Source organism: Acinetobacter tibetensis, assembly GCF_023824315.1.
In the GTDB taxonomy this organism is placed as follows: Bacteria; Pseudomonadota; Gammaproteobacteria; order Pseudomonadales; family Moraxellaceae; genus Acinetobacter; species Acinetobacter tibetensis.
Genome location: NZ_CP098732.1, coordinates 934121 through 945784, shown reverse-complemented (window position 1 = coordinate 945784; position 11664 = coordinate 934121). Strand labels below are relative to the sequence as shown.

Sequence of the window (11664 nt, the reverse complement as noted above, 5' to 3'; positions counted from 1 at the left end):
AGTCCATGTGCCACCCCTCACCCAGCTTCAAGCCAGAGCAATCTGAGTCGCTTACCCTGCATCTGTCATTACAGCACTCAGCAAAGATCATGCATTTAAAGAATTAATCATGTTCCTCAATCATTACCCCAAACCCCATGAAACACTCATGCATAAATTTCTCATTGAGACCTATTTATACTTATCCAATTCTGATTTTATGCCTGAAGTTCACCACAGAATTATGTCGCATCTTCATCCAAGCAAAGATCACATTATTGTCGCTCATTCATTAGGTACCGTCATTGCCTATCACTTATTACATCAATTTACCCATTTTAGAGCACATCGTTTTATTACTCTCGATTCACCGCTTGCCTTTAAAGTGATTCAAGAAAAACTCACCTTACCGATTTCTCGACCACCTCAACTACATGGTGATTGGTTTAATTTTTATTCTCCTGATGATTTCCTGACCGCCTTCCCCTAATCTGAATCACCTTTCAATTTTGAATCACCGATCATTAATCAAGCAATCACTACACTTGTGAACAGACCCTATCAAATTACCGATTATTTAGAAAACTCAACTGTTATCCAAAGTATTTTGGATACCTTAAAGCCTAAAAAACAACCACCATAAAGTATATTTCACAAATTTGTATTCTTTTTATTCACTCAATTCTTTTTTAATGATTATGCTCAAGAAAACGTTTGACACTCTCCTATATTCACCCTAATATACGCCCACCTCTGAAACGTCCCTATCGTCTAGAGGCCTAGGACATCGCCCTTTCACGGCGGTAACCGGGGTTCGAATCCCCGTAGGGACGCCATTTAATTTATGGTTTAGTTTTCAGAAGTAACTGCCTCATTAAGTCCCTATCGTCTAGAGGCCTAGGACATCGCCCTTTCACGGCGGTAACCGGGGTTCGAATCCCCGTAGGGACGCCATATTCAAATCTACTGTATTTTATACAGTAGTACACAAACCCTTGAATTCATTAAGTTCAAGGGTTTTTTGTTGTCTATAGCTATTCACGCCCCCAAATCCACCACTCTAAACGATTTATCTTGGTACCTCTAGGATACCATTAAGGGGGAAACAGTTATGTCTAGATGAATAAATAGAGTAACAACCTTAAAAGTAAAAAATTTAATGAGCCTACTAGTAACAAACGCACCTATCGGGGGTTATTTACAGACCAATAAAAGTAGTAGCAAATACTTGCGTATGGACAATGCCCATTCAATTACTAAAGGTGTAATACACTTACTCAAAGAGTTTATCCAACGATTACACTAAAATGAGCAAGGAAGAGCTCCATGATGAAGGAAAACGATAACTTGCAGAAGATAGCGGCCTAGCTAGTGAATGTGATAGTAAAATCAAACAAGCTAATCAAGCATGATTAATACCTTTTAACTTATTGCTCAAGATTGACTTGAACTACGAGAAAAAGAAGACATAAGGATTTTGGAATTATAAAACTCCTTCTCAATCTTATATTTCATTGCCTATAGTAATCCACACCCTGTTATTAGAAAGTGTATAATCTACAAGTCCATCCTATTTTTTTATTTTTATGTACATCATCACTTAGTCTAGAAAAATACTTTTTGACATAAACTAGAAAATTATTTCTCATCAAGAAATAATTTTGATCACTAACATGACTTAATTGTATGAATCTTATTTTAAAATATAATCACTCATGAAAGCTGTCTATTTCTTCTTATCTAAATGAGCTATTAAAACTAACCCTGTACAACCAGTATAAATATCACTTAGTAAAAATATTATTAACACTAGTGACACACCATATCAAAAATTTTAAATTATTAAAAAAAGATAAAATCTATACGAAAGTTCAGTAGCAATCAAATACTGTATAGTAACCCGAATCGCGGATAAGAAATTGACTTGAAAAATAAAGGAACTAGAGCCATCAGTTGAGTTACCACACCAAACCTAAAGCTCTAGTCCTAATGTTCAATAGTACCGAATTATTCTGCGTAATTGATGATTTCTTTCTTAAATTTGAAGCAACTTATTGGAAATTTCTCAAACAAAGTCGTCACTCCGTAAGAATTCGCCCAGCTCAATTGAGTCTCTCAGAAATCAATTTTATCGCCATTTGGTATAAGTGTTCTCATATCAACAATTTCAAAGCATTCTTTTCATGGTTGAAACAGGATAAAAATCATTTATTTAAAAGTTTACCCTGCTACCAACGGATGATTCACCTCATCAATATGCATCAATTGGCGCTACATGCTTTACATGTCGCCTTAATGAAAGGCCAACGCAGTCAATATTTATGGGTTGATTCAACCACTTTACCAGTCTGTAAAAATCAACGGATTCAACGCCATAAATCATTAGCCAAAATTGCATCACGTGGTAAAAGCTCGATGGGCTGGTTTTATGGCTGTAAATTACATATCGCGATGAATCAATTGGGTGAAATAGCATGTTCTGCTTTATCTAATGGACATGTGGCTGACATAAAAATGGTTGAGCATTTAGTTGAAGGCTTAGAAGCAAAGCTTTATGCAGATCGTGGCTATATCGGCCAAGAATTAAAAAGCAGATTAAAAAATCAAGGGATTGATTTAATTACCTATCATCGAAAGAATATGCAGTCTGTTCAACTCTGTGCATCAGATGAATATCACTTAAAACAGCGTAATAAAATAGAAACGTTATTCAGCTTATTGAAATGCCAATACAATTTAGTGACGAGTAAAGCTCGTAGTATTCATGGATTTCTAAGTGGGATTTACGCATCGTTATGCGCATATCAATTAACCCATCGAAATAAGCCGAAAATTCAAATTATGGAATCTTTGGCTTAAACAGGATTCGGGTTATAGTACTAATATGTTTTAAAAATATACTTACCTTTTCACCAAAAAGGATGAAATCATACTTTCCAATTACTATTTTATTATTTACATATAACTTATTTTTTAATTTGAGTAATTTTTATATTATTGTTTTGAAAATTAGATCAGGAAACATAATGACAAGCTCTATTTTTTTACAAGACCTTTCTATTCAGCAATTAGAAAAGCTTTCAGAAAATGACATTCTACAAATTTCTAATGCTGAACAACTTTATTGGAATGACAAACCTCATACCATATACCATGTTGTTGTAGATGGTGCTAAATCTCAAAATGGCGGTTTAGTTAATGCATCCTCTAATAGTGGGAAAATTGACGGTTTATCTATTGCCTGTGTTGGAGATGAAGTTATTTATACAGATGGCACAACCTCCAAGATTATCTCTGGTGCAGGGACTGCATGTGTTGTTGAGGGATCACCAGTAGCTCTAGTGGGTAGTCTCTTAGAAAATGGTGATGAGATTATTGAGAGTCCAAATACTACTGTTGCTATCAGAATTTACAAAGATCAACCAAAGCCTAAAAACTTTTTAAGTCATGACTAATTTATAAGGAGTAAATCATGGCTAAAGGTTTTGCAATTCACAATGCTATTACTGATCATGGTGGAGTCATTCCTTCTACGCAAGCGAGAAGTTCTCAAATGGGGAATTTGTTTGTTAGAGCTGGTGATGGCCATATGTGTCCTAAATGTAGGTGTTGGTCTGTAGTTATTAAAAGTCATGACCATGTGATTTGTGATGGTAAGTCAGTGGCATATGCAGGTGATAAGCTATCGTGTGGAGCGACCATTCAACCACAACAGTCTCATGTTGTAGGAGATAGTGGTAGTCCTTATTCTGTAAAAGAAACTACGCAGAAAAATAATTTTTCCGAGAATAATACCGAGAAAAAAGTTACAGAGATCACTTGGAGTTATGGTAATAATTTCAATCCATTAAATGATAAATCTAGATTTTTTAATGATTTAAATATTCATGTCAAAACTACAGGTTATTCACAAGGTGAGAACGTATCAATAAGTATAGAACCTGAAAATTCCGATATCTCAACATTTGAACCATTTGCAATAACAATTAAAGTCGATAGTAATGGTGAAGGAATATTAAAAGATGTCTTTCGTGGTAAAACTTTAATAATAGATACGGAATATTAAGTATGGGTACTGGCATAAGAGCTACATCAAGTGGGCAAGCCTCAACTATTCAGGTGAATAGACCGCTATTTTATGAATTATGGAAAAATTATCCCATCAAAATGGCTGCACCTGATGTTTATCAAACTGTTGGTGGTCAAGCTTTTGCTTTATATCAAGAAAATCCAACAGGATATGCAAATGCCTGTGCACTAAGATTAAGTAAAGCCTTAAATTATGGTGGAATGCCAATTAAACAAACAACAAAAGGCTATAAAGTTAAAGGCAAAGATAACAAACCTTATTTATTACGCGTCAAAGAAATGATCTCTTTTGTTGAAAATAATTTAGGTAAAGCTGATATTACCTTAAGACCTAAAAACAATGAAGATGTATCAAGTCAATTAAGTAATAAAAAAGGAATCATTATCTTCAAAGTTAGTGGCTGGGGGGATGCAACAGGACATGTAACTTTATGGAATGGTAACGATTGTGGTGATAGTTGTTACTTTGTTCACCATCAACAAGGTGTGACTACTACAGAAGTCTTATTTTGGAATTTAAAGTGATGAGATTAATCTTTGTATTGTTAACTATAGGGTTAATTAGTTCATGCTATGCAAAAAATATTGCAGCACCTGTACTAAATAAAAATGAAATCAATTTAAAAAACTTTGGCTTTTCATATTGTTTATCAAGATCTGATAACGAAGCAGTCGCTAAAGAAGCATCTTTAGCAATGGGAGGGTATTTTCAAAATGGTGTTTATGATGAAAATGCTTATGAAAATGTAAAACTATTTATTGAAAAACTCTCAACTAAAAGTAAAGATGTCTATCAATCTACAGGAAAAACTGCAATATTGATGAACTGTTTAAAGTTATACAATTTAAATGAATATGAGCAGGTTATTCAAAAACAAAAGAAATATATTATCAATTAGTTTTCAACTTAAACCATAAAAAAGCCCTGATCATTCAGGGCTTTTAAAACTATTCAATTCAGCTCCAAATGATTGAATTAATCTATAAAATATCAATCTCTTTATCTTTAAAAACCTAATACAGATAAAAACCACTTAAATTGATTAAAGTGTTTACATTTATTTAAAGAAATAATAAAATTAAACGAGACAGCATAAAAAAAATCATTGAGTATACCTTAATAATATTATTTTCATACCTAATAAAACAAGAATTAAGATTTTAAAATAATCTTAATAAATGATAGCTTGATTATTAGTTTCCCCAATAAAGTCTTTGTTAAAAATTATACAATTAGAGACTTTGAAAAAGATAATTTTCAAATTCAAATGGAGCAACTGAGTATAGAAAAGTATTAGAAAACTCATACTACAAAGAAGTTGATCATATAAAAATAGAAAATATTTCAACATATAGCATTATACTAGATCATCCTTATTTTATGTTATGACTCAAGAAAATGATCATGATTTAAATTCCAGACTGAAAGTCTTGGTTTTTGTATAAAAATAGATAATGTGCTATTACAAAATAGTAGAGAGACTGATTCAGATTTTATAGAAAAATGTTATGCTAAAGATAAATAAAATTTTAACCCTGATATCAATGAACTATTATCAACAAGATAAAATTAAATTATTATATTTACTACTTTTTATTAGTAGTGCTGTTAACGCCTCTCCATATGCCATCCTAAATGTAAAAATTAAAGACAATGATGTGTGTGTATTTACAAAAGGAGGCTATGATAAAGCATATGAAAATCAGACCTTAATTTATATGGGGAAAGTAGATGGAATTAATGCTTTTCATTCTTTATATTCAAAAACTTATTTTAATCTTAAAATGCCTATTATTGAAAAGAACTGTATTAAAATTAATAAATCAGAGTTTAAAGATAATTTTCCCTATTCCATTTGGCTTGGAACTGATAGAGAATATAATCAACGGGTATGCGTAAATCAAAATTCTGAAGGAGAAACTATATTATTAGAAGCTAAAGCAGATCTAGAGAAAGGAAAATATTGTGGCACTAACCAATATGATTACTCTAGTAATGGCCTTTGGACTAAATTAAAGAATCTCTATTATTGGTTAGTTAGCTTATTTTAGGTCTTTTAAATTCAAAGTAATTTATATGAAACCCTTTAATATTCTATTTATTTCATTTCTTCTATTTCTAGTTATTGGATGTACAAATCATAACAGTGTAAGAACTGATATCGCTATTTATAAAAATGAAGGAAATCTTCATTTCTCATTTTCAAAAGATAAAAATGTTTTGGTTTATCATTATGAAATTAACGATTATGAAAACTTTGAATCAGATTGCATGACTTATAAGTGATTATTTGTTTCTAAAGAAATTAACAAATAAATGAAAGAAATTATTTTAGATAACTATAAATAAAATTTTAGAAAATCATGCTTATTATATGTTCCTAGGCAAACAAGGGTTAAATAAAAATGGTGTTGGATTCACTACAATAGGTTTTTGTTTACATAAAGAGAAAATTCTTACTAAGCAACAAAATTAAAACACTTCCGCATTTATTCAAAAATGCCATGATTTATGAGGTTGTAAATAAAATTACGTAGATGCTTAACCTCAGACCTAATATTTTTGGAATTATATTCAACATACTTTCTATGAAATTATTATATTTACTGCTTTTTATTAGTAGTACTGTTAGTGCTTCTCCCTATGCCATCCTAAATGTAAAAATTAAAGACAATGATGTCTGTGTATTTACAAAAGGAGGCTATGACAATAGCATATGAGAATCAGACCTTAATTTATATGGGAAAAGTAGATGGAATTAATACCTTTCATGATTCTTATTCAAAAACTTATTTGAATCTTAAAATGCCTATTATTGAAGAGAACTGTATTAAAATTAAGCCATCCGAATTTAAAGAGCCTTTTCCGTATGATGTTATTCTTGAAACAAACCAATCATATACGCAAAGAATTTGCGTAAATAGGACTGCTGAAGGAAAAACTGTATTATTAGATACTAAAGCAGACTTAGAGAAAGGTATATATTGTGGCACTAACCAATATGATTACTCTAGTAATGGCCTTTGGACTAAATTAAAGAATCTCTATTATTGGTTAATTAATTTTTTAAATTAAAATACTTTTAAAGAGATTATAGATTACTTTATTTACTATACCTATATTCTTTTTATAGCTCTTCATTTCCTCAAGTGAAGAGCTTTTACTACTATATACTGATCGAATCTAGTTCATTTCGAGGAGTCGAGACGGCAAGATTAGGATGGTTTGATCAGACCTACATCTATACAACATACATGAACTAAAAAATATAAGTCAGAATTCATACCTAATTTAGTTAAACATTTACCTAAAAAATTATTGGATTACAATTTGGAATCTCAAGCAGAAATTTTAGCTGACTATTGGCTCTAAAAAATCACAGTGTGATCTACATGATTGAATCAAAAGGAAAAATACTGAGAGTAGAAATAGAGAACAAGTTCTTCCTATGTATGAACAAAAGATTAGGCAAGTAATAAATTAATTACCTTTGGTGAGAAATTATTAGAAATGAGTAATTCATCTTTTGGTCATAAAGTAATATTAATTTCGTTTATTATATTTATCTCATATCTATTTTATATTGCTTATAGTTTTTTCTCAAAGAAAGAAGAAAATAAAATAGAAGTAAGTATTAACAATTTAGATATTATCTTCTCACTGAAAAAAAGGAGTAATAGTTCATAGCTATGAAGTAAGAAGTTTACTTGATAAAAAAGAAAATAGTTTTGAATATAAGCAAGTTTTAGAAAAAAATATTGAAAGAAAGGTATCTAAGATTGTTATTCATAAATATAAAAATTATGGCATTGAAGAAAAAAAACCATATTACATATCTATATCTAGAGAAGGTATTTTTAATGAACCTGGAGTTGGAATGCAGTCAGTAAATTTTTGCATTAAGAATCATAATATAGTTTACTCTGAAAAAAAATGATGATAATTTTATTACTAGTTGCCTCCATTAATCTAAAATAATTTATAATTTAACCCGAATCGAGGATAAGCAACTGATTTGAAAAAGAGAAAGACTAGAGCCATCAGTTGGGTTACCACGCCAAACTTACAGCTCTAGTCCTTATGTTTGATAGTACTTAGTTATTCTCTGTCATTGATGATTTCTTTCTAAAATTCGAATCAATTTATTGGAAATTCTTAAAACAAAACTTTAAACGTATAAGATAAGGAATGACTGCCAAACTATATGCTGATCGTAGCTATATTAGTCAGGAGTTAAAAAATAGATTGAAATTACAAGGCATTGATTTAGTTTCTTATCACCGATAAGAATATGAAATCTATACAATTATCAAAAGCAGATAAACACCATCTAAAAAAATGCAATAAAATAGAAACTTTATTCAGTTTGCTGAAAGGGATGTACAATTTGGTGACAACTAGAAGTATTATAGGCTATTTAGCTGATATTTATGTATCTTTATATGCTTATCAAATATGTCATCAAAATAAGCCGATGATTCAGGTTATGGAAATATTGGCTTAAGCAGGATTAAAATTAATTTAAAATTTTAAAAAATTCTCATAGTATTCAATGATTATTAGTGATACCTCCATTTGACTTACAGAATAAGAGAGAAAATTAAGCAGATCGATATGAAAGACAGAAAAATTATTGGGTACACCTTAATAGCATTATTTTTACTTTCAATTATTTTTATACTCAATAAAAATAAGCATGAAGAATTTAAAATAAGCTTAATAAATGATAGCTTAGTTATCAATTTTCCAAATAAAATCTTTGTTAAAAATTATGCCATTAAAGATTTTGAAAAAGATAATTTTTCAAATTCAAATGGACCAAAAGAGTATAGAAAAGTATTAGAAAACTCATACTACAAAGAAGTTGATCATATAAAAATAGAAAATATTTCAAAATACAATATTATACCAGATCATGCTTATTTTTATGTTATGACTCAAGAAAATGATCATGATTTAAATGCTAGCCTAAAATCTCTAGGTTTCTGTATAAAAGGAAATAACGTGCTATTACAAAATAGTAGAGAGGAGGACTCAGCTTTTATAGAAAAATGTCATGCTAAATATAAATAAAATTTTAACCCTGATAGTAATTAATTATCATCAACAAGATAAAAATTGAATGAAATTATTGTATTTGTTGCTGTTTATTAGTTGTACTGTTAGTGCTTCTCCATATGCCACCCTAAATGTAAAAATTAAAGACAATGATGTGTGTGTATTTACAAAAGTGAGGTTATGATAAAATATCTGATAACAAGACATTAATTTATATGGGAAAAGCAGATGGGATTAATACTTTTCATGATTCTTATTCAAAAACTTTTTTTAATCTTAAAATGCAAATTATTGAAGAGAACTGTATTAAAATTAAATCTTCTGAATTTAAAGAGTCTCTTCCATATGATGTTATCCTTGAAACAGACCAATCATATGCACAAAGCATTTGCGTAAATAGAACCAGTGAAGGTAAAACTGTATTATTAGAAGCTAAAGCAGACCTTGATAAAGGTATATATTGTGGCACTAATCAATATGATTATTTCAGTAATACGCTTTGAGCAAAATAAAAAACATATTTAATAAAAGGCAATTGAAACAACAAAATGCAGATTCAACTTTACCATAAACCCAATTCACGTTCGCAACGTATTGTCTGGCTTTTCGAAGAACTCGGTCTCGATTATGACATTTTGGTTTGCGACACACTAGACGATGCCAATACGCATCAATTACAACAAGCACATCCTTTGGCAAAATTTCCAACAGTCAAAATAACAAAACTTGAGCATACTTTTTTCTTATCTGAAACCAGTGCTATTGCTGAATGGTTCAGTGCTCACCAGCAAAGTTTAGGTTCAATGAATTTAGACGGTTCTGCCTTAGTGGATTACTACTATTGGAAAAACTTCGCTGAAGCCTCATTTATGCCAAATTTGGCGTTAAAACAGATATTTTCCCAATTGGCGATCAGAACACCTTGGCCTATACGTTTTATTCCACGAGCCATTCAATATGGATTTAACCGAGGCTATTTAAATCCCCTACTGCAACAACAAATGCAAATGATCAATCAGCATCTCACCACACAACCGTGGGTGGCAGGCTCTCAATTGACTATTGCGGATATCTTGCTCTGGTTTCCATTACATGCCTGCACCCATCTAAATGACCGTTATATGCACTACCCTGCGATCAATAGCTATTTACAACAGATTGAAGACAGACCCGCCTTTCAACGCGCTTTGTCAAAAGGTCAATGGTCTGCCTCAATCTTCAAACAGTATTGGACCGAAGCCAACTAGTATTATGCGCTTTTACGGGAGTTGATTTGCCCTTGAATCACGGCTTTTAAATTCCCCTTCACATAATGGAAGAACACTTTAAGCGGAGAAAGTTTCGGATTTGGCTGTTTACCTTGCGCAATGGTCTTAAATTGAGCGGCATACCAAATAATTTCCATAATGGCCATTTTATCCACCATTGGAATACCCGTTTTAATCTTATCCACCGCATAACGGACATCTTGCCCAACCAATAAACGCTCAGTCAAATCAGTTTCTACGGCAAATGGACGTGCAATCCCTATAAAATCACAGGCACCACTGTCAAGTGCAGCATTCATACCTTGCACTGTACGGAAGCCACCTGTCACCATCAAGTGACAACTGACCTGCTGACGAATTTTTTCAGCAAAGTCGAGGAAATAGGCTTCGCGAGCGATGGTGCTGGCTTTTCGTTTATCTTCCTTCGCACCAGCCATGGCAGGAGCTTCATAAGTACCACCCGAAATTTCAATCAGGTCAATACCTGCTGCATCAATCGCTTTAAACACAGCAATCACATCTTCTTCAGTGATGCCGCCACGTTGGAAATCCGCAGAATTTAGCTTAACTGAAATGATAAAGTTATCTGATGTCGCTGCACGAACAGCTTGATAAATTTCCAACAAAAAGCGCATACGATTTTCAACGCTACCGCCCCATTGATCTTGACGTTTATTGGTCAATGGTGAGAGAAACTGACTAATCAGATAACCATGCGCACCATGCAGTTGCACGCCTTCAAATCCCGCTTTTTCACAAATCTGCGCTGCACGGGCAAAGCGTTGAATAATGTCTAAAATTTCATCTTCACGAAGTTCACGTGGTGTACCAAAAGTGGTGGCAAGCATTGGACTAAACGGCACTGCCGAAGGGGCTACGGTTTCTTTATTTAGACCTTTCGGGCATTGTCGTCCAGGATGGGATAGCTGAACCAACTGCACCATCCCATATTGATTACCCAAAGCTGCCCATTGACTCAATTCAGCCATGTCACGTTCAGATTCTACGACCACGACCCCAGGCTCATTCTTGGCACGAAAATCCACCATCACATTACCCGTAATGGCACAGCCCAAGCCACCTTTTGCCCAAGCTTCATATAAACCTAAATGTAATCGATTCGGTTGTCCCGCATGGTTGGCTAAAGCCTCACTCATTGCCCCTTTAATAATACGGTTTTTAAAGGTTGTATTTCGAATTTGCAAAGGCGCTGCAATATGACTCATGTGAACTTCCTCATTCTTATATTTAGATGTTTTACTCTAATCG

At 32.3% G+C, this 11664-nt stretch carries 10 protein-coding genes, 2 tRNA genes and 3 pseudogenes; 14 read left to right on the top strand and 1 reads right to left on the bottom strand.

The window, feature by feature from the left end:
* Nucleotides 1-148 precede the first annotated feature (148 nt).
* The 14 genes and pseudogenes from M5E07_RS04505 to M5E07_RS04440 all read left to right on the top strand — a co-directional run bounded on the left by M5E07_RS04505 (nt 149) and on the right by M5E07_RS04440 (nt 10374).
* Nucleotides 149-469, top strand: coding sequence for a hypothetical protein (locus M5E07_RS04505; RefSeq protein ID WP_252222420.1), 321 nt, complete (start codon nt 149-151; stop codon nt 467-469).
* A 270-nt stretch (nt 470-739) separates the two neighbouring features.
* Nucleotides 740-815 (top strand) — tRNA-Glu (locus tag M5E07_RS04500).
* Between the two features lie 42 nt (nt 816-857).
* Nucleotides 858-933, top strand: a tRNA-Glu gene (locus M5E07_RS04495).
* A 1035-nt stretch (nt 934-1968) separates the two neighbouring features.
* The gene (locus M5E07_RS04490) at nt 1969-2838 is read left to right on the top strand and encodes an IS982 family transposase (protein ID WP_252222416.1); all 870 of its coding nucleotides are present in this window, start codon (nt 1969-1971) and stop codon (nt 2836-2838) included.
* A 167-nt stretch (nt 2839-3005) separates the two neighbouring features.
* Nucleotides 3006-3434 (top strand): PAAR domain-containing protein, encoded by a 429-nt coding sequence (locus tag M5E07_RS04485; RefSeq protein WP_252222413.1) that lies wholly within the window; start codon nt 3006-3008, stop codon nt 3432-3434.
* Nucleotides 3435-3451: 17 nt separating this feature from the next.
* A complete protein-coding gene (locus M5E07_RS04480) occupies nt 3452-4045 on the top strand; it encodes a PAAR domain-containing protein (protein WP_252222410.1) in 594 nt (197 codons plus the stop codon).
* Nucleotides 4046-4047: 2 nt separating this feature from the next.
* Complete coding sequence (locus M5E07_RS04475) at nt 4048-4593, top strand: type VI secretion system amidase effector protein Tae4 (protein WP_252222407.1); 546 nt, start codon at nt 4048-4050, stop codon at nt 4591-4593.
* A complete protein-coding gene (locus M5E07_RS04470; protein WP_252223685.1) occupies nt 4593-4967 on the top strand; it encodes a type VI secretion system amidase immunity protein Tai4 in 375 nt (124 codons plus the stop codon). The genes M5E07_RS04475 and M5E07_RS04470 overlap by 1 nt, the downstream gene beginning before the upstream one ends.
* 670 nt (nt 4968-5637) lie before the next feature.
* Nucleotides 5638-6120 (top strand): NF045616 family extracytoplasmic (lipo)protein, encoded by a 483-nt coding sequence (locus M5E07_RS04465; protein ID WP_252223683.1) that lies wholly within the window; start codon nt 5638-5640, stop codon nt 6118-6120.
* A gap of 537 nt (nt 6121-6657) precedes the next feature.
* Nucleotides 6658-7144, top strand: a pseudogene (locus M5E07_RS04460) (NF045616 family extracytoplasmic (lipo)protein).
* Nucleotides 7145-8254: 1110 nt separating this feature from the next.
* Nucleotides 8255-8573: pseudogene (locus tag M5E07_RS04455) on the top strand (transposase); the annotation flags it as partial.
* A gap of 110 nt (nt 8574-8683) precedes the next feature.
* Nucleotides 8684-9142: a hypothetical protein gene (locus M5E07_RS04450; RefSeq protein WP_252222401.1), complete on the top strand. Its 459-nt coding sequence runs from the start codon at nt 8684-8686 to the stop codon at nt 9140-9142.
* Nucleotides 9143-9191: 49 nt separating this feature from the next.
* A pseudogene (locus M5E07_RS04445) lies at nt 9192-9698 on the top strand (NF045616 family extracytoplasmic (lipo)protein).
* On the top strand, nt 9676-10374 hold the full coding sequence (locus M5E07_RS04440) for a glutathione S-transferase family protein (protein WP_252222395.1): 699 nt from the start codon (nt 9676-9678) through the stop codon (nt 10372-10374). The pseudogene M5E07_RS04445 and the gene M5E07_RS04440 overlap by 23 nt, the downstream one beginning before the upstream one ends.
* A gap of 2 nt (nt 10375-10376) precedes the next feature.
* Here M5E07_RS04440 and M5E07_RS04435 read toward each other — a convergent pair whose 3' ends face one another.
* A complete protein-coding gene (locus M5E07_RS04435; RefSeq protein WP_252222392.1) occupies nt 10377-11621 on the bottom strand; it encodes an NADH:flavin oxidoreductase/NADH oxidase family protein in 1245 nt (414 codons plus the stop codon).
* Between the last annotated feature and the right edge of the window lie 43 nt (nt 11622-11664).